This is a genomic window from Thermoanaerobacterium sp. CMT5567-10, assembly GCF_030534315.2.
GTDB lineage: Bacteria > Bacillota > Thermoanaerobacteria > Thermoanaerobacterales > Thermoanaerobacteraceae > Thermoanaerobacterium.
In genome coordinates, this window is the sequence record NZ_CP130558.2 from 1110001 (window position 1) to 1129294 (window position 19294).

19 protein-coding genes (1 of these 19 cut by a window edge) are annotated in these 19294 nt (G+C 33.1%); 2 read left to right on the forward strand and 17 right to left on the reverse strand.

Going from position 1 to position 19294, the window contains the following annotated elements:
• Positions 1-852 carry the 5' portion of a Gfo/Idh/MocA family protein gene (locus tag Q2T46_RS05720; RefSeq protein WP_303265800.1) on the reverse strand. The gene continues 276 nt to the left of window position 1, outside the view, so the window shows 852 of its 1128 coding nt (coding positions 1-852); it begins with the start codon at positions 850-852; its stop codon lies beyond the left edge, outside the window.
• 288 nt (positions 853-1140) lie between these two features.
• Between Q2T46_RS05720 and rd the strand changes: the two genes are divergently transcribed.
• A complete protein-coding gene (gene rd / locus Q2T46_RS05725; protein ID WP_013297086.1) occupies positions 1141-1299 on the forward strand; it encodes a rubredoxin in 159 nt (52 codons plus the stop codon).
• A 79-nt stretch (positions 1300-1378) separates the two neighbouring features.
• On the opposite strand, the gene nadC is transcribed toward rd, so the two are convergent.
• The 4 genes from nadC to Q2T46_RS05745 form a co-directional block, all read right to left on the reverse strand.
• Positions 1379-2209: a carboxylating nicotinate-nucleotide diphosphorylase gene (gene nadC / locus Q2T46_RS05730; RefSeq protein ID WP_303263886.1), complete on the reverse strand. Its 831-nt coding sequence runs from the start codon at positions 2207-2209 to the stop codon at positions 1379-1381.
• Positions 2172-3776 (reverse strand): L-aspartate oxidase, encoded by a 1605-nt coding sequence (nadB, locus tag Q2T46_RS05735; RefSeq protein ID WP_303263885.1) that lies wholly within the window; start codon positions 3774-3776, stop codon positions 2172-2174. The genes nadC and nadB overlap by 38 nt, the downstream gene beginning before the upstream one ends.
• Positions 3773-4681, reverse strand: a complete 909-nt coding sequence (gene nadA, locus Q2T46_RS05740; RefSeq protein WP_303263884.1) for a quinolinate synthase NadA — start codon at positions 4679-4681, stop codon at positions 3773-3775. Before nadA ends, nadB begins: the two co-directional genes overlap by 4 nt.
• Before the next feature lie 302 nt (positions 4682-4983).
• Complete coding sequence (locus Q2T46_RS05745) at positions 4984-6261, reverse strand: ammonium transporter (protein ID WP_311062359.1); 1278 nt, start codon at positions 6259-6261, stop codon at positions 4984-4986.
• A 605-nt stretch (positions 6262-6866) separates the two neighbouring features.
• Here Q2T46_RS05745 and Q2T46_RS05750 point away from each other — a divergent pair.
• Positions 6867-7382, forward strand: coding sequence for a ferredoxin domain-containing protein (locus tag Q2T46_RS05750; protein WP_303263882.1), 516 nt, complete (start codon positions 6867-6869; stop codon positions 7380-7382).
• Positions 7383-7424: 42 nt separating this feature from the next.
• Here the strand turns inward: Q2T46_RS05750 and Q2T46_RS05755 are convergent, their stop codons facing one another.
• From Q2T46_RS05755 to Q2T46_RS05810, 12 genes are all read right to left on the reverse strand, one after another.
• Positions 7425-8270 (reverse strand): YitT family protein, encoded by an 846-nt coding sequence (locus Q2T46_RS05755; protein ID WP_303263881.1) that lies wholly within the window; start codon positions 8268-8270, stop codon positions 7425-7427.
• Positions 8271-8308: 38 nt separating this feature from the next.
• Entirely contained in the window at positions 8309-9037 is a 729-nt protein-coding gene (locus Q2T46_RS05760; protein ID WP_303263880.1) for a WecB/TagA/CpsF family glycosyltransferase, read from the reverse strand.
• Between the two features lie 13 nt (positions 9038-9050).
• Positions 9051-10121, reverse strand: a complete 1071-nt coding sequence (gene csaB, locus Q2T46_RS05765) for a polysaccharide pyruvyl transferase CsaB (protein ID WP_303263879.1) — start codon at positions 10119-10121, stop codon at positions 9051-9053.
• A 46-nt stretch (positions 10122-10167) separates the two neighbouring features.
• A complete protein-coding gene (locus Q2T46_RS05770) occupies positions 10168-12189 on the reverse strand; it encodes a DUF5693 family protein (protein WP_303263878.1) in 2022 nt (673 codons plus the stop codon).
• 115 nt (positions 12190-12304) lie between these two features.
• The gene (locus tag Q2T46_RS05775; RefSeq protein WP_303263877.1) at positions 12305-12754 is read right to left on the reverse strand and encodes a hypothetical protein; all 450 of its coding nucleotides are present in this window, start codon (positions 12752-12754) and stop codon (positions 12305-12307) included.
• A 117-nt stretch (positions 12755-12871) separates the two neighbouring features.
• Positions 12872-13222: a type II toxin-antitoxin system PemK/MazF family toxin gene (locus Q2T46_RS05780; RefSeq protein ID WP_013297077.1), complete on the reverse strand. Its 351-nt coding sequence runs from the start codon at positions 13220-13222 to the stop codon at positions 12872-12874.
• Position 13223: 1 nt separating this feature from the next.
• On the reverse strand, positions 13224-13499 hold the full coding sequence (locus Q2T46_RS05785; RefSeq protein WP_209454898.1) for a CopG family ribbon-helix-helix protein: 276 nt from the start codon (positions 13497-13499) through the stop codon (positions 13224-13226).
• An 87-nt stretch (positions 13500-13586) separates the two neighbouring features.
• The gene (gene alr / locus Q2T46_RS05790; protein ID WP_303263876.1) at positions 13587-14753 is read right to left on the reverse strand and encodes an alanine racemase; all 1167 of its coding nucleotides are present in this window, start codon (positions 14751-14753) and stop codon (positions 13587-13589) included.
• A 13-nt stretch (positions 14754-14766) separates the two neighbouring features.
• Positions 14767-15750, reverse strand: coding sequence for an outer membrane lipoprotein carrier protein LolA (locus Q2T46_RS05795; protein WP_303263875.1), 984 nt, complete (start codon positions 15748-15750; stop codon positions 14767-14769).
• A gap of 13 nt (positions 15751-15763) precedes the next feature.
• Positions 15764-17290: an NAD(P)H-hydrate dehydratase gene (locus tag Q2T46_RS05800; protein WP_303263874.1), complete on the reverse strand. Its 1527-nt coding sequence runs from the start codon at positions 17288-17290 to the stop codon at positions 15764-15766.
• 77 nt (positions 17291-17367) lie between these two features.
• On the reverse strand, positions 17368-17730 hold the full coding sequence (locus tag Q2T46_RS05805) for a DUF6514 family protein (RefSeq protein WP_303263873.1): 363 nt from the start codon (positions 17728-17730) through the stop codon (positions 17368-17370).
• A gap of 301 nt (positions 17731-18031) precedes the next feature.
• A complete protein-coding gene (locus Q2T46_RS05810; RefSeq protein WP_303263872.1) occupies positions 18032-19282 on the reverse strand; it encodes an ATP-binding protein in 1251 nt (416 codons plus the stop codon).
• Between the last annotated feature and the right edge of the window lie 12 nt (positions 19283-19294).

Consider the following 19294-nt stretch of genomic DNA (forward strand, 5'->3'; position numbering starts at 1 on the left):
AACAAAAGCATATCTAGGCTGCTTTGTAGATATTTTTATAGAACCTTTTGTACCGTATATCTCAAATCGCGTCTCTTCTTCTATATCCGCTGATATCCTAGATGTCTCCACTGTCCCCCATGCACCATTCTGCATCTTAAAATATGCTTCTGTCCAGTCATCTACATCTACTTCTTCGTACGAATCAGATCCATTTGATGTGGGTCTTTTCTTAAAATATGTCTCTGATCTTGCTTGCAATATCTTTACTTCTCCAAGCATAAACCTTATTGCATCCACAAGGTGAATTCCCAAGTCAATTACTGCTCCTCCACCAGATGTATCAAATCGCATTTTCCACGACATAGGTCTTTTAGGATTTAAATATCCAGAATGCAGCATTAAAGCTTTAAAATTTAATATATCCCCAATTTCTCCATTGTTTATTAAGTCTCTCGCCTGATTTATTGCAGGCATAAATCTATACATAAGCGCCGCTTGGTTGATGACATTTTTCTCTTTTGCCATACTCATCAATTCGAAAGCTTCATCACCATTTAATCCGATGGGCTTTTCAAGATAAATGTTTAAACCTTTTTTCATAACCTCAAGTGCCTGCTTCTTGTGTAGATAGTTTGGAGTACATATATCGACAGCAGTAAGATCATTATCTCGCAAAAGTTCGTCTATTGTTTTTACACCACCTTCAAAAAAATACGGCAGGTCATCTATGTTATTCTTGCAAACTTGACCAAATTTTACTTTGAAAGGTAATTTTTTAAAAATTAAAGGCATTGCAAAACAAGCAGTAGCATGAATTGTTCCTATGTAACCAAGTCCTACAAAGCCTAATTTTATATCTTTTACCATTATACTCATCCTTTACTCAAATTTTAGACAATATTTTGTAAATCTCTCTTAAATTAATTATACTATACAATGCTATAAAATATAAAATTTGCAGGAGTAAAATGCAAAAATCTGAAAATAACCTACTACTTTTTATACAAATTATATACAAAACTAAATACATTTTATACCATAATAATAAATATATCGTTTAGCTTAAAATGGGTCTTAAAATCATTTTCAATATTGATTTTTTGTAAAGCATGCTGATATAATATAATTACAAATATAAAAAAGAAAGGGTTGAGAAACATGGAAAAATGGCAATGCACAGTTTGTGGATACATATACGATCCAGAAGTTGGCGATCCAACACAAAACATACCGCCAGGAACAAAATTTGAAGATTTACCAGATGATTGGGTGTGCCCTGACTGTGGTGTAGGAAAGGATCAATTTGAGAAGATATAAAAATAGGAGCTTATGCTCCTTGTTTTTTACTACTTTTACATGATATCACCACATGGTTATCGTTCCACTTAAAATATTTTTATAAATTGTAACTTATATCAAGTGCTTTCACAGAATGTGTTATTGCACCTATCGATATTATATCTACACCTGTTTTAGCAACATCTAATATATTGCTTTCGTTTATATTCCCTGATGCCTCTAATATTGCTCTACCATTAGTTATTTCAACTGCTTCTTTCATCATGTCGATGGTCATATTATCAAGCATAATAATATCTGCACCGTATTTTAATGCTTCCTTCAGCTCATGTATAGTTTCTACCTCAATTTCTACTTTTTTTGTATGAGATACTTCCCCTTTTATCTTTGTTAGTGCATTTTTAATTCCTCCAACAGCTTTTATGTGATTATCTTTTATCAAAATTCCATCTGATAAATTATATCTATGATTGACTCCACCACCTACTGAAACTGCATACTTGTCAAAATATCTTAATCCTGGCATAGTTTTACGTGTATCTGTCAATCTTGCATTCGTTCCTTTAATCATATCCGAAAGTTTTTTTACATATGTGGCAATGCCAGACATCCTCTGTATGAGATTCAATGCGACCCTTTCAGCTTTAAGACATGAATTTAGATCACCGTAAGTTTCTAATATTAAATCTCCTTTTTTTATTGCTTCCCCATCTTTAAAATATTTTTTATACTCTATATCACTGTCAATTGTATTAAAAACCATTAGAAAAACATCAATCCCTGCTATTATCCCATCATTTTTTGCGTACACGTAACCTTTCGATTTTGTGCCTTTTGGCACAAGCATATCAGTAGTTATATCACCCCATGTTAAATCTTCCAGAAGATAACTATCTATTAACCTTTGCGCTATCAATCTGTCTATCAAAATAAATTTCATCTCCTTTTATCAATATATGTTTTCTATACACTTCATTTCTATCAGGATAATCTAATCTGTAATGGCTTCCTCGACTTTCTTTTCTTAATAAAGCAGACATAACCATGTATTTGCTTATGGTGTACAGGCTCAAAAGTTCATTTTTTTCTCTGTCATCTGCATTTATATCTAATATGCTTCCATGCAGCGTAATCCAATTTAGCATCGCTTTTAAACTGCTTTCACTTCTTATTATGCCGGCATTTTGCTCCATAAGACACTGCAATTCATATTTTATCCCTTCAACATCAATTTCTCTGTCTACCTTGTTATTATTAAAAAAATGAGATGGAGTGACCTTAATATTTAAATACTTTTTTGAATCATTTACTGCCTGTGTTGAAAAGACTAGCCCCTCCAGCAGTGAATTGCTGGCAAGCCTATTTGCTCCCTGTACACCTGTACAAGCACATTCACCACATGCGTACAATCTCTTTATCGTCGTCTCACCATTCAAATCTGTAGCTATGCCACCCATATAATAATGAGCAGCTGGCGAAACAGGTATATAATCTTTTTCAATGTCGATACCCATTTCTTCAAGTTTGCTGTAAATTGAAGGAAAACGCTTTTTAAATAAATCTTTCCCAATATTTGACACATCTAAATATACATAATCTAAATTGCTTTTATTAATTTCGCTTAATATCGCTCTTGACACTATATCTCTAGGAGCAAGCTCATTTAATTTGTGGTAGAAAGGCATAAATCGTACTCCTTTTTCGTTCCTGAGTATCCCGCCTTCTCCTCTAACTGCCTCTGATATGAGAAACCTTTCCCTTGTTTTTCCATGCAATGCAGTCGGATGAAACTGCATGAATTCCATGTCTTTTAAAACTGCTCCTTGCCTTGCTGCAATAGAGATACCATCGCCAGTTGAAGTCTTAGGGTTTGTGGTATTTAAAAACAGATTTCCTGCACCACCAGTAGCCAATATCACAACTTTAGCCCATACAATAAAAAACTTACCTTCGCTTAAGTTTTTTACCAAAACGCCTTTTACCGTATTGTCGTCAACCAGCAAATCCAGTGCTAAAGTATTCTCAAATATTTTTACTCCACTTAAAGCATCAATGAGTGAATCTATTATTTCTTTACCTGTATAATCACCCGCATGAATTATCCGATTATGTGAATGTGCTCCTTCTCTGCCTAATTCTAACTTACCGTCTTTTTTATCAAATTCAACTCCAATCTTAAGAAGGCGATTAATATTTGATGGTGCCTCTTTAACCAAAATCTCAACAGCGTCTTTATCGCACAAACCTGCACCTGCATAGATTGTATCCTCTATATGTGACTTGAAGCTATCAATTTCAGATATTACACAGGCAATTCCACCTTGTGCTAGTAACGAATTGGAATCTGACAATTTATCTTTTGTTATTAGAAAAACTTCTCCATAATCTTTTGCTAAATAGGCTGCATTAAGCCCTGCAATTCCGCTACCCACTATTACATAATCACTTATAAAGCTTTCAATATCATTGGAATCAAAATTTACGCTGTAACTCATTTTATTTCTAACATCCTTTCTATTGGGATAATAGCTTTTTCTCTCACATCATCGGAAACTCTTACCTCAGGCTTCATGTTAATAAGGCTATATAAGACATCTTCAATTTTCGTCTTTTTCATATTAGGACATATTAACTTATTGGAAGGCAATATAAATTTTTTATCCGGATATTTTTGTTGAAGCTGATGAAGTATACCATCTTCAGTACAGATTATGAATTCTTTTACAGCACTTGAAGCAACATATTTAATCATTCCAGACGTAGAAAATACTCCATCTGCAATATCTAACACTTCTTCTCTGCATTCAGGATGCGCAATAACTTTTGCATTGGGATATCTTTCTTTGGTTAAGAGAACTTCTTCAACAGTCAATTTATTATGTGTGTTGCAATATCCTTGCCACAATATCAATTTCCTACCTGTCATTTTTTCCACATAACGGCCCAAGTTTTTATCAGGTACGAAAATTATCTCTCTATCTTTAGGTATAGTATTTACAACTTTTACTGCATTTGCAGATGTACAGCATATATCGCTTAATGTTTTAACATCTGCTGTTGTATTGACATAGCTTACGACGTAAGCTTCAGGATACTCTTCCTTTAATTTTTTTAGTCCTTCATAATCAGCCATTTCAGCCATTGGACAACCAGCACCTATATTAGGAAGCAATACTATCTTGTCAGGTGATAGTATACTAGCAGTTTCAGCCATAAAGTGAACACCACAAAATACTACAACATCCGCTTTTGTGTCTGCCGCTTTTCTCGATAGCTCCAATGAATCTCCAATAAAATCAGCAATATCTTGTATCTCTGGCCTTTGATAAAAGTGACTTAATATAATCGCGTTTCGCTTTTTCTTCAAATCATTTATTTCATTTAAAATGTTATTATCCATTTATATTTCCCCTTTTATAAATTTAATAATATTTTAACACTTGTAAAAACTATTGTCTATATTGATGTATATACATTAGGATGTATTCCATATTCTAACTTAATGCTTAAAGTTTTTTAATAGGCAAAAAAGAAAGTTCACCATAAGTGTCGAATATGGCAGTAAACCAATTCCAACAAATGTGGTGAACCTACACAAATATAAATACTTTCCATTTTCTATATTACTAGTTTTGAAACTTTTAATTAACTTCTACATCATGTTTCAGACTTTTATCTATATACCATAAAATATAATTTGAGTTACGAATTAATTGATCTTTCTGCTATACTTTGCGGTTTTAGCATGAAATCACCATATGCTACAGAACCATGTTCTCCTAAATCCAATCCATCAATTTCTTCCTCAGACGACGCTCTAAGACCTACTGTAGCTTTAATTATACTAAAGAGTATCGTTGTAGTAAGTATTGTCCAAACAAATACTGAAACAACGCCAGTTATTTGTGTGATTAAAAGTTTTAATCCTCCACCAAAAAATAGCCCCCCATCAGTTGCAAGTAAACCAACCATTATTGTTCCAAATGCACCGCAAACTGCATGTACAGATATAGCTCCTACTGGGTCATCTATTTTTACCACTTTATCGAAAAATTCTACAGCTACTATTACTAATATTCCAGCTAGTGCTCCAATGATAACAGAAGATGTTGGATTTACTGCCGCTGTTCCTGCAGTTATTGCAACAAGACCCGCTAATACTCCATTTAAAGTCATGCTAACATCAGGTTTTTTGTATTTTAACCATGTAAATATCATAGATGCTACCCCTCCAGATGCCGCAGCCAAATTTGTCGTTACTGCTATGTGACCTATCATATTAGTAGTACCAGAAAGTGTACTTCCCGGGTTAAATCCGAACCATCCAAACCATAATATGAAAACACCTAATGCGCCGAGAGTAATGCTATGACCGGGAATGGCATTAACCTTCCCATCCTTTGTATATTTACCGATTCGTGGTCCAATAATTTTTGCACCTACAAGTGCACTCCATCCGCCAACTGAGTGTACAACAGTTGAACCAGCAAAGTCTATAAAACCCATTTTAGACAACCAGCCTCCACCCCATGCCCAATGGCCTACGATAGGGTAGATTATTAGTGAGATTACTGCACTATATATACAGTATGCAATAAATTTAGTCCTTTCAGCCATAGCACCTGACACAATAGTTGCTGCTGTAGCAGCAAAAACCGTTTGAAAAATTAAAAATGAAGTTATAGGTATTTTAAGACCAAGGTGATCAAAGTTTCCACTAAGAAAGAAACCAGAGCTTCCAAATAATCCTCCTACATCTTTACCAAACATTAACGCAAATCCTACAGCCCAAAAGAATAAAGAACCAATACAAAAGTCCATTAAATTTTTCATAACAATATTCCCTGCATTTTTAGCTCTTGTAAAACCTGTTTCCACCATAGCAAAACCTGCTTGCATGAAAAATACTAAGAATGCTGCAACCAATACCCATACATTATCGATAGCAACTGCTAATGAATCCAAAGTTAAATTTTCCATACTTCTCAACCCCTCTCATAAAATATAAATTGTTAAAAAATTTAACTTCCATATCTTTTCAACTTAACCATCCCCCTTTATTAAAAAATTAAGGTGCTTATCTGCAAGATAAAGCACCTTTGCTTTTTAAAGTATTTTACTATAAAGCAATCATATATGGTAATTGCTTTAAAAACTACCTATGTGTCACAAATAATGCATCATCGCATTATTATAAAAATAAACGCTCTAATATGTGAGATTAACCTCATATATTAGAGCGTCTTTGCTCTGTCACTTTAAAGTATAAATTATTTAATATTATTATACCTATAGCTTTTGTATATGTCAATAAAAAAATTTAAGTTGTAAGCTATAATTATAAAAACTTTTTAAAATTAATGTAGCCATAAATTAATAATTATTTTGTTATACAAAGATTTTATTGTATAATTTTCTTAGGCATAACTAAGTTCATACATAATACATTGTTATATATTTTTTAAACTTATTACTAAATAAAAATATATTTGTAGCAAAATACTTAGGGGCTAACTTTCTTCGCGTAGGTAGAAGAGTCAACCTCTTGTATAAACAATTTTTATAAGGAGGTTTAATAGCTTATCATGGATGTTATTGAATTAGCTGCTGAACTTATGTCATTATCAGCAAGAACAGCGCCGAAAGCTTCTGGTCAAGATTTTATTGAAACAAAAGTTGTAACTGGTGACGATTTGAAAAGACTTAATGAAGATATGGTAAAATATGGTACTGAATCCGGAAAGAAAAACTTCGACAGAGATGGAAAAAATGTTGAAAGGTCTGGTGCCGTCCTGCTTATATCTTTAAACAAACCTAAAAAAGCAGGCCTCAACTGTGGCGCATGCGGTTACAACAAATGCGACCAGTTACCTGACTTCAAAAAAGGAACGGAATTTGACGGTCCGATATGTGCATGGAGGCTTATAGATCTGGGAATAGCAATTGGATCTGCTGTTAAGACAGCAAGCATGCTGAATGTCGACAATAGAATAATGTATAGAATTGGCATCAGTGCAAAGAGATTGAATTTAATTGACGGTGAAATTGTAGTAGGTATACCGCTATCAGCAACAGGTAAAAACATATATTTTGATAGATGATTTTTAGGGACATAACAGAAATGTTGTGTCCCTAAAAATTTATCACATGTTTCTAAATCCTTCTCCCAAAACTTCGTGAGCAGTTGATAAAATAACAAATGCCTTAGGATCAATTTTTTTAACGACATTTCTAAGTGTTGTTACTTCGCTTCTATTTACTACAACAAGCAAAACATTTTTTTCTTGTTTAGAATATCCTCCAACTCCTTTTAATTCAGTTACTCCTCTATCCATGTCGTACAATATAGATTTACTTATTTCGTCATATTTATCCGAAATTATTATAGCAATCCTTTCGTAATCTGTTCCTTCCTGTATGACATCTATAACTTTTATAGCAATAAATTCTGTTGCAAGTGCGTATAAGGCAAGTTCAGGGCTAAACTCAATTCCAGCCAATGCTATGATTATGAAATCTATAATCAACAGGATTCTTCCAACTGTTAAAAATGGTATGTATTTATGTAGAGTCATAGCTGCCAGATCGGTGCCTCCTGTCGTCGCACCGTATTTTATAACGATTCCAAGGCCTAAACCCATAATAAGCCCACCGTACACTGCAGCAAGCATGGCATTATGTGTCAATGGCTTCAAAAATGCCAGCGCATCAATCGAAACACCAAGAAGCAGTGTTGAATACAATGTTTTAGCACCAAAGACAGAACCCAGGACTTTTATTGATATCAAAAAAAGAGGAATATTAATAAGGAGCGTCACTGCTCCTACAGGCCATTTAAAAATATGATTTAAAACGATGGCAAGTCCGCTTACACCACCTGGCGCAATTTGATTCGGTATCAAAAATAAATCAAGGGACAAAGTAAGAAGCAACGTTCCTATTGTAATCCATATAAAATCAATTATAATCTTTTTTAATTTTTGGCTCATACAATTACCTGTCCTTTCTTACTTTATGCTAAATACTATTAAGACTTTTTCGAAAAGAACACTTTAACTGCAAATTTGGGCAGTGCCATCATGCGTTTATATCTCCAAGGCTCTTTCATTAAACGATAGAACCATTCCAGTCCTAACTTCCTATATATCTCAGGTGCACGTGTAACTTTACCTGCAATTACATCAAAACTACCTCCAACGCCTATTGCTACTTTTGCATTCAGTTTATTCCTGTTTTTATAAATCCATTTTTCCTGTTTAGGCGCCCCTAATGCTACAAAAAGCAAATCAGTCTTCTTTTCGTTTATATCATTTATAATCTCTTCTTCATCTATTTCGCTGAAATATCCATCGTGGAACCCAACTATATCGATACCCTGATATCGGCTTTTTAAATTTAGATACGCACCCTTTACAACATCTGCTTTAGCACCAAGAAGATATATTTTATAATGCTTCAGCGATGCTATCTTTATCAATTCCATCATGAGATCAAATCCAGCAACCCGCTCTGGCAACTCCTCTTTATATATCTTTGATGCAAAAATAACACCGCTGCCATCAGGAACATTCAAATCAGTTTTATTTAATATTTCCTTATATTCGTCATCATTCTGTGCCATCATTACAATCTCAGCATTTGGAGTCGCAACAATGTGAAGCCTGTCCTCCAATAAGAAATTTTCTACAATATCAACTGCATTTTTCATCGTAACTTTATCTATTGGTACACCGAATATTACAAATCTATCAGCCATTTTTTACACCCCATCATTTAGATTTGTCAAATATATTAAAATTATTATCAGACAATTTTCTAAGCTCTTCAAGATGGATTTTCAAATTATCAACAAAATTATCTCTATTATCTAAAATACTTTCTGCATAATTAACCAGCTCATCAGAAGAAAATTTATCTATCTTAAAAGATTTTAAATTTATTGACTTTAGAAAACCATCTATCTTCGGATCATAAGATATACCTATAAAAGGAACAAGGCTTACCAAAGCAAATACTAACGAATGTAATCTTACGCCAATAAGCAACTGACAATTCTTTACTATACCCAATATCTCTTTAGGTTCATACTTGTTTTTTATTATCTTATAAGGCGATTTTAAGTAATTTGCTACTTTTTCGCTTTCAGCGTCATCCTTATTATAATAAAACGGCAAAAATACCACTTCTAAATTGTATTTTTTTGATATATCGTCAACAGCTTTAGCCAACTCTACCCTTGATAGCTCGTTATTGCCCCATTCTCTAGTACATACAACTATGTACTTTTCCTTATCTATTCCTTCATTTCTCAATATTTCTTCTAACCTTTCTTCATTACAAGGGGCAAGATCTACAACAGGGTCTGCAGCAAGGATAACATTTTTCTCGATATTAAGTTCCTTTAAAAAAATCATAGAATCTTTGTCCCTTACTGTAATCAAATCAACCCTTCTTAAAATGAATCTGGATAACAGTCTATTGTACTTGTGCTCTAACGGTCCTATCCCTTGTCCCACAATGTATACCTTTTTTCTTAATAAAATTCCAAAAAAAATAATCGATAGGTAATACCATAAGCTTTTGCTGCTAGTAATATCTTGTATTAAACTTCCTCCGCCACTTAACAATATATCCGTATTTTTTATGGCACTAAAAACTTCTTTAAATGAATTTCTGTATACAGATTTGACATTATATCTAAACGATGTATTAGTAGGTGTATTTGAAAGCACTGTTATATCATCTATGCCCTTTTCTCTTAACCCGGCGATAATGCATTCCAAAACAGCATCATCGCCGGTATTTTCAAAGCCATAATAGCCCGATATCAAAATTTTCATTATCTATACCTCCATGGCAAAATAACATATTTTAAAACTAATCAAATCAATGAAGCACTTTTTTCTTGTTTATATATTTGACTATTGAATCTAGGACAATTAAAGCAACTACCCCTATTATTACTCCAAAAATCCAGCTTATAACTGTCCTTTCCAGTGCTATTTTAAGGACACTCTCTACATGACTCATCGTATTTGGCATTGATAATATTCCAATTGATGCAAAGATTCCAAAAATGAAATTCAATGGCTTCGATTTCTTTTTTGCTGCATATATGGCCAATATCAGAGCCGGATAACCTACTAAAAATTCTTTTGTCCTCGGCCTTGCAACAAGATAGTGTTCCAGTAAACTTCTAAATTTAAGCTCTATAGAAGTAGGCTTTATAACAGGTGAATTACCTGTCCTTGAAATATAAATAACGCCTATAACACCTGCAACTAAAACGGCTAGGACATGCCAAATTTTAATTTCAGTATTCAAAATTTTTATAGAAGCATCTAAAAGCTTCTTAAATGTATTTATATCCCATACTTTATAGCAGTAATATGCTATATATACAACAACAGGAACTGTAAATGAAAGTTTTACACCTCTAAAATAATCTAGTTTCAGCATGTACTTGCTGTCTGCCATTATTGCAGCTATTATTAAACCGCCGATCAAAGATATCAAAACAGTTTTAAAGAAAATAGACAAAGAATTTCTTACGTAATGGCTATCGTCACCATTCTCAATAATCTTTTTGCTCTCTTCTATAAAATATCCAATAGCCAATGATGGATATATTATCGACGACATCAATGCTACAGCTTTAACACCAAGATCGTTGTACTTGCTTAAAAGTAAAAATGCTGTAAATAAAACGCCTAATGTAGTGAGTATAATAGAATATTTATCTTTAAGCCCAAAAAGCATCAGCAAAAGCACTCCACCTGCAACTACGCCAAGAGAAATCAAGATTTCAATTATTTTTGATTGATGAATTGGACTTAACGGTTTTACTATCCCTAAATTTAGTCCAGCATACTGTATAAGATTGTTTATATCTTTCAACATGGATATATTTTGTTTCATGTTAAATGCAGCAGTCTTTGTAGTATCTACCTTTGCTCTAATGTATACTATTCTTACATCTCTTTCAATAATAGACCTGTACCACCTATCTACTATGCCATTTGCATCGTATTTATCTGTTTCCGCCTCTGATAAACCGTAAATTTTAGCACCTCTGTAATCATCAAATTTTGCAAATTTCTCTGTGCCAGCTTGCAGTTTTTTGCCCATAGGTGTATCGATTATGCCTATAGCCACACCATTCTTCTTAAACAAAGATGCAGCGTATGATATCTTATCAGGATTTCCCAAAACATCATTGCCACCAAATATGACTGTTTTGACATCATACTGTTTTAAAAGATCTATATAGCTTTGAATATCCTTATCCTTAACGCCGTTATAATTCTCTATTCTCGGTATAATATCAAATCCCAATGATTTTACCATATCTAAATCATCTTTGTTAAACCCTAAACCCTGATCTGCATAAGTATCCATGTCCTCGTTGATTATAAATGCAAAATTCTTGTCTTTTTCAAGCACAATTAATTTATTGCTTGGCACTCTTTTCCCTAAAGATGATTTTAAAAATTCATATATCTTAGAGTCATTTGTAGCTACAACGATGTAATCTTTTTGCACCTTTTTTTGACTGTCACTTAAATTTTTTAGGTACTCATTTAAGGCTATATTACCTGTACTGTCTTTTAGATTATAAATATTTTCTACATCAGACAGCTTATAAAGTGATATGCTGCCAATCTCTTGAAGTCTATTCAATGTAACCTCAGGCACTGCAACGCCTTTTAAGCCATTTTCCTTAAATTCACTTAATACGTCTTGTATGCTGGACCCTGTATTTGACGCTAACTTTTCAAAATTGTATAGATCTGCTACAGTTTCAACTGTATTGTACTTATTCTCAACACTAATTCTGGATATGTCTACAGCTACAGATACAACTAATGATAGAACTACAAAAAACACCAGTATTCTTTTCAGGCTCAAAGAATATCGCTCCTTTATTCTTTTAGTTATTTGTATCACTTGAATTATATCACTTAAATACAACGTTGGGCAATACCATATTTTAGAAAAAAATAAAGCGCTTTAAAAGCGCATCTTAATTTTTTGTGTATTTTCCCATAACTACCACGATCGTATAATTTTTCGCTTTTATTCCCCTGCCATCGGATCTTGGAAACAGCAAAAGATGATTTGCTGGTATCACAGCATTATTTTTTAAATCTTTGCCACCTGTCAAATCTGAAACACCATCAGTGCTTGTAACAATTGTTGAGGAATTATCTGTTCTGACGATTGCTTCAGAGCCCTGATATAGGGTAATGCTTTCACCTGGATTTAACTCAACTATATCATAACTATTTGTAGTATCACCACCAATTTTGCCATCTACATAGGTTTTTAAATCATCATATTTACTATCTACATAGCTTTTAGTCACCAATGGATCCTGTTGGCTTCCTGGGTCTTGAGTTGAATCCGCATAAACTATTCCAAGTACAGCTATTATTGCAACAAATATTAATATTAATGCATAAATTTTCTTCACTTTGTAAACCTCCTCTTATTTTATTCTATACTTAAATTCTACCATTTTCAACAACAATTACTTAACGAAATATTTTAAAAAGCACAAAAATAAAAGGACATCACTTTGTTTAGTCCTTTAAAAATCTATTAACCCTAAGCTTATTTGCAATGCCTCATTCACTTTTTCCATCATCTCTTGATCAAAATGACCTATTTTTTCTCTAAGCCGCTTTTTATCGATAGTCCTAATTTGTTCTAATAATATAACAGAATCTTTATTAAGACCGTATTCCGTCCCATTTATCTCAACATGCGTTGGTAACTTCGCCTTGTTTATTTGAGATGTTATTGCTGATACAATAACTGTAGGGCTGTACTTATTGCCGATATCGTTTTGTATAACAAGTACGGGCCTAACACCACCCTGTTCTGAGCCTATCACAGGGCTTAAATCTGCATATAAAATATCTCCACGCTTTATAATCATATCAATCACACTTTTTTAATTTTCTTTCATATCCGTTAAAACATTCATTGTCAGCGGTTAGGCCCAATTCCGCAAGTTCAGCATTTATTGCCGCCATCTCAAGGTACCCTTTTTTCATGCTCTCCCTTATTTTCATCTTCTTTCTTTCCTTGATGTACAGCTTCATAGCTTCCCTTATAAATTCGCTGCGGTTTCTATTTTCCATAGCAGCAAGCACATCAACTTCTTCCAGTAAGCTCTCAGGCAAACTGACGAGTATTCTTTTTGTCTCGCCCACAATTATGACCTCCTAACACACTTATATAATTTATTATATACTGCTATATATATTAATGTCAATCTTTATTATTTTTATACATAATATTTAACATTTTAAATAATTTTCTACTTTTGTTATCTCTCCATTAAACATATATATTCTTGGTACCCTTCTAGATATTCCACAATATACTTCATAAGAAATAGTTTTTAATTTGTTTGCTATTTCATCTGCACTTACGACTTTGCCATCCGATTCACCCATGATGGTGGCAACATCTCCTTCTTCTACGCCTTCAATTGACGTTACGTCCACCATACATTGATCCATGCATATCTTCCCCACAATAGGCGCATATTTACCTTTTATTATGACACTGTGATTATTTGACAATAGTCTATTTAGTCCATCTGCATAGCCAATAGGCAACGTGGCTATCCGGCTTTTTCTGCTTGTCTTGTACGTCCTGTTGTAACTTATATACTCACCTTCAGGAACATCTTTTATATACACAATTCTGGACCTCAATGATATAGTTGATTTTAAGTTGATTTTTTTATTAACTTCATCCGATGGATAATTTCCATACAATATAATGCCAGGCCTTACCATGTCTAGATGAGTTTCAGGCATATCTAATATTGCAGCACTATTTGCAATGTGCCTTATTGGGATATCTATTCCACTTCTTTTTAATCGATCCGTAAGATCATTAAATATTTTAAATTGCCGCATAGTGTATTCTTTATCCCTTTCATCAGATGACGAAAAGTGGCTGAATATGCCTTCTATATAAATTCCATCCAGTGAAGTCATGGCCACAATTTCCTCACACGCTTTATTCATATCGTTGTAACCAATGCGTCCCATGCCAGTATCAATTTTTATGTGAATTTTTGCAGTTTTCCCCTGCTTTACCGCTTCCTTTGAAATTTCCTTTGCATAGCCTAGCTCAAATACAGTTTGTGTTATATCATACTTTACAATTACATCTGCAAACTTTGGCAGTGTGTATCCCAATATTAATATAGGTTTAATGATTCCGTGCTCTCTCAATTCAAGTGCTTCATCGAGTGTTGCAACCGCAAGATAATCAACACCGCATTTAATTAATTCTTTCGATATCTCATATGAACCATGTCCATACGCATTTGCTTTTACAACAGCCATTATTCCAGCCTTTTTATCTGTTATTTTTCTAATTTCCTTGTAATTGTGAATTATGTTGTCAAGATTGACTTCTGCCCATGTTGGCCTATATAAGTTAAACATATATACCTCCAAATTATATTAAAGAATTTAAAATCATCAACACTTCATCAGAACTAACTTTTCCATTAGAAAACACATCAATTATAAGCCCATTTCTGTCAACGACGTATCGATTGCCTTTTTTATAATACGTAATATTTCCACTCTTCTTTTTTTCAAAGCCTTTTCCGTCAAAAGTATAAACACTTTCAACAATTTTTATTATATCATTACCACTTAGATATGTTAAATTAATTGCATTATTATTTGACATATCTATACTGACATTTACAAGTACATAATTTTTCGGCATATATTCAGGAAATACCGGATTTATACCTGTATATTTATATACATCTTTTATATCTATTGATAAATCATTTTGTATATTCATATATCTACTAAATGTAGAAATATCGCTTTGAGTAAAAAGTCCATCTTCTAGCTTAGGATTATACATAAAATTTTTGTATCTTATCTCAGCAAAAAGCTTTCCTTTTATATCGTATATCTTCAAAGATGATGGTTTGTAATCTTTTTTCGAAAACTCCATAACCTCATTATACATGAAAGTATTCCCATCAGGGATAGGAACGTCAATTCTATAATATTCTTCTCCATCTTCTTCCTTTATTTCTCCAGCCTTTTTAAAATTAGTCACAAATGAGGCAAAAAGAGAATAAGCTGGGATATTGTCGCTATTGTCCTCGATAAAAGTCTGATTAACTTTCGAAAAATAAACATAACTTCTATTTCCATCAAACACAATAACTTTATCAGGTTTATCTGACTCATCGTATATTTCCATGCGATATCTACCATCTTTATAAAACTGTTTCATGCTGTACTTCTTCACATTCTTGTTGTTATGCAATTCAACATCTGCATCAGACGTATAACTTTTTAAATTATCAAGAGACTTTTTTATATTAGAAGACACATCTACATGAGACTTTTTCATGCATCCTGTAAATGCAATAGTCATCATAAGCAAAAACACTAATAAAAGTCTCTTCAATCACATCACCTCTTCACAATTTCATAGCATACGGAATGTGCTCAATAATATTTGTGGCAGTTAAACCATATTCTCCATACTTGTCTGCCGCCATATCGCCTGCTTTCCCATGGTAAAATACGCCGTATACTGCTGCTTTTATGCAAGTCAGTCCTTGAACCAAAAAAGATGAAATCATTCCTGTTAAAACATCTCCAGAGCCAGCCGTTGCCATACCAGGATTCCCTGTACAATTTATATATATGCCTTCGGTGTTACTTCCTATTACTGTTCTTGAACCTTTAAGCACAAGTGTTACTTTATACTTATCAACAAATTTTTCTACCGTATCATATATATTTTTATTTATATCATCGATAGAAATACCTAAAATCCGTGACATTTCCCCCATGTGAGGCGTCAAAATAATGTCTTTACCATAAATGATATCTACCATATCTGATAAAACATTCAGAGCATCCGCATCCAGTACTATTGGTTTATCTATTCTTAATATTATTTCTTTTACAAAAGCTTTTACATCCACACTATTAGAAAGCCCCGGTCCTATCGCCACCGCATCTACCGTCTTTGAAAGATCTAAAACTTCTTCTACTGAACCTATATAGAATGTCCCATCTTTGTCATCTACACCGTATGTTATAATCTCTTTTAAACTTTCCTGTAAGATAGGCTGAATAGTTCTTGGAACAGCTAATTTGACAATTCCACAGCCAGTTTTTATAGCACTCGTGGCGCACAAAGCTGCAGCTCCAGTCATATTCTTTGAACCAGCTATAATCAAAAGTTTTCCATAATCACCTTTATGTGTATTTCTACTTCTTCTAGGCAAATTCACATCTTCCTGTGAAACTATATGATATTTGCAATTAAAGCTATCAATCAAGTTTTTGGGTATACCTATATCTGCGACAATAACATCACCTGCATAGTCTACACCAGGGTATACGGCAATACCTTTTTTCATAAACTGCATCGTTATCGTCTTATTAGCTTTTACCGCATATCCTTCCACATGTCCATTGTCTCCATTTATTCCGGATGGTATGTCGATAGATATAATGTACTTTCCAGATCCATTTATGATTTCTATCAAATCTTTGCCTATACCTGTTATCTCTCTATCAAGTCCTGTGCCATATAATCCATCTATTATTAAATCGCATTCTTTGACATTCTTTTCAAAAAATTTTAGCTGCTCTTTTTGCATTATTTCAGCAACAAAAATTCCCATATTAATTATTATGTCAAGATTTTTTTTAGCATCTCCTGTAATTGTCCCCATACTGGCTATAATAAAAACTTTCACATCAAACCCGCTGTTAAATAGATATCTTGCTGCTACATACCCGTCTCCACCATTGTTTCCCTTGCCACATAAAATGATGACATTTTTTTTATTATTGTACGCTAAATATTCATTAGCATGTTCTGCAACAGCTCGCCCTGCATTTTCCATCAAACATATTGACGGCACTCCTAATGAATTTATAGCTATAGATTCGATTTCTCTCATTTCTTTATTTGAAACAATCTTCATATAATCATCTCCATAATTATTTTATTACTGTATATTATAAACTGAAAAATAAAATAAAAAAAGAAGGCCAAAAGCCCTCATATAGCAATTTTGCATTCCTTCGCATATTCATCATAATCTGCTATGTACTCAATGTACATATCATCAATTATGTCAGATAAGTGCAATGGTGACAAGTCCTCACTACAGAATTTCTTTGCTAGTGCTTCAACTTTGTCTTTATATGGACTTACATGTACTACAGCATCTCCAAATTCTGCCTCAACTGTGTTTTCCGAAACTACTTGCTCTGAAATTTCGATTCCAAAGGAAGGAATTTCGACGTTTTCGCCACCGTTAAATACATTGACCTTTGATTTTACAACAGCATACTTTCGCACAATCATTTTGTCGCCATAGTTTATTGTCGATACAAATTCGATTACTCTTTTGTAATACATTTTTAGAACCTCCTTAATTCGTTCTAAGCTTTAAATTTTTATCAAAGATTTACTATTAATGTAAAAATTCTATTATAATATTCTATTTATCCCTCAAAAATCCTTCTTTTTTTAGAATATTTTTTATCGACAGAAAATGATATAATTTTTCAGCTGTAAACATTTAACATCACATAAATAGCCAGTTTCCTTGTTTTATGAAAACAAATCAACCAGATTAATACACTATAATGGTGAAATATGTCGAAAATATTTTTAAAAAATAAAAATTTAAAAAGGACTTCTTTAAAGAAATCCTTTTTTAACGGCTTCTTATGTAATCAATAAACTGTTTTGCAGATCTAGGTGACATTCCATTGTGCCATGCGCACCATCTAAGGGATTCACTTTTTAATGTATCCATGTCTAAACTAATGCCGTATTTCTGAGCCAGTGATTTTACGATTTTTAGATATCCCTCCTGATTTGGGGACATGAACGTAATAGTAATTCCAAACCTATCCGCAAGCGACAACTTTTCTTCTTTTGTATCCATCAAATGAAGCTCATTTTGAACACTGTCATCTAAATACTCTCTTATCAAGTGCCTTCTATTAGATGTAGCGTATATAATTACATTTTCAGGAAGCTTTTCAATACCACCTTCCAGCGTAGATTTTAATATTTTGTATTCAGTTTCATTTTCTTCAAATGATAAATCATCCAAAAATAAGATAAATTTCAGTCCTCTGCTGCTTATAATATTTATTATCTTGTTTAGATCCATCATATCTTGGCGACTTACTTCAATCAGTCTGAGGCCCTTTTTGTAGTACATATTAAGCACAGCCTTCACAGTAGATGATTTACCAGTTCCTCTATCCCCATACAACAGTATGTTTGACGCAGGAAGTCCTCTCATAAATCCATCCGTGTTATCTATGACAATTCTATGCTCCTCTTCGTATCCTACAAGATCATCAAATTCCACAGGATCAGGATTTTCAACGCCTATAAGTTTTCCGTTATGCCATCTAAATGCTCTATATCTGTTGAATAGACCGCAACCATTTTTATTATAATATTCGATTATCTCATCTACAGTCTTATAATCTAGTATATATTCAGTATTATTTTTCAGTGAAATAATAAGATTTTCCCAGGGCGGCATATTGAAAGATATGTACTCTTTCATGTACTCTGCTAAGTCTACATCTGCAATTTTTTTTAAGACTTCTAACTCTTTTTCTGCCGCCATTTTAAGCCTTTTATCTATCATGTCTTGTCCAAACTTCTCAGATAAAAGGCTAAAAATATTTTCATCAACTTTTACTAAATCATTAATTTTTGACTTCCATATGCCGTTGTAAATATCGTTCTTTACAGCGTATTTCGTCAACTCAGAATACAATTCGCTATACAGTTTATATACGCCATCTACATCCGGCTTTCCATCAGATATAAACTCTAAAATTTTAACAAATTTTTTAACTGTATCGTCACTAAGCACGTTTTTGTATATTACGACTCTTCTCAAATCTTTTATCAATTCATTTATATATTGTTTAGTCACAACAATTATCCC

Coding starts and splice junctions, on each gene's coding strand:
- alr (WP_303263876.1), bottom strand. CDS start 14,753: ATGTTTAACTTATATAGGCCAACATGGGCAGAAGTCAATCTTGACAAC.
- nadB (WP_303263885.1), bottom strand. CDS start 3,776: ATGAGTTACAGCGTAAATTTTGATTCCAATGATATTGAAAGCTTTATA.
- csaB (WP_303263879.1), bottom strand. CDS start 10,121: ATGAAAATTTTGATATCGGGCTATTATGGCTTTGAAAATACCGGCGAT.
- rd (WP_013297086.1), top strand. CDS start 1,141: ATGGAAAAATGGCAATGCACAGTTTGTGGATACATATACGATCCAGAA.
- Q2T46_RS05780 (WP_013297077.1), bottom strand. CDS start 13,222: ATGATTATAAAGCGTGGAGATATTTTATATGCAGATTTAAGCCCTGTG.
- Q2T46_RS05745 (WP_311062359.1), bottom strand. CDS start 6,261: ATGGAAAATTTAACTTTGGATTCATTAGCAGTTGCTATCGATAATGTA.
- nadA (WP_303263884.1), bottom strand. CDS start 4,681: ATGGATAATAACATTTTAAATGAAATAAATGATTTGAAGAAAAAGCGA.
- Q2T46_RS05800 (WP_303263874.1), bottom strand. CDS start 17,290: ATGAAGATTGTTTCAAATAAAGAAATGAGAGAAATCGAATCTATAGCT.
- Q2T46_RS05760 (WP_303263880.1), bottom strand. CDS start 9,037: ATGGCTGATAGATTTGTAATATTCGGTGTACCAATAGATAAAGTTACG.
- Q2T46_RS05805 (WP_303263873.1), bottom strand. CDS start 17,730: ATGTATTACAAAAGAGTAATCGAATTTGTATCGACAATAAACTATGGC.
- Q2T46_RS05750 (WP_303263882.1), top strand. CDS start 6,867: ATGGATGTTATTGAATTAGCTGCTGAACTTATGTCATTATCAGCAAGA.
- Q2T46_RS05755 (WP_303263881.1), bottom strand. CDS start 8,270: ATGAGCCAAAAATTAAAAAAGATTATAATTGATTTTATATGGATTACA.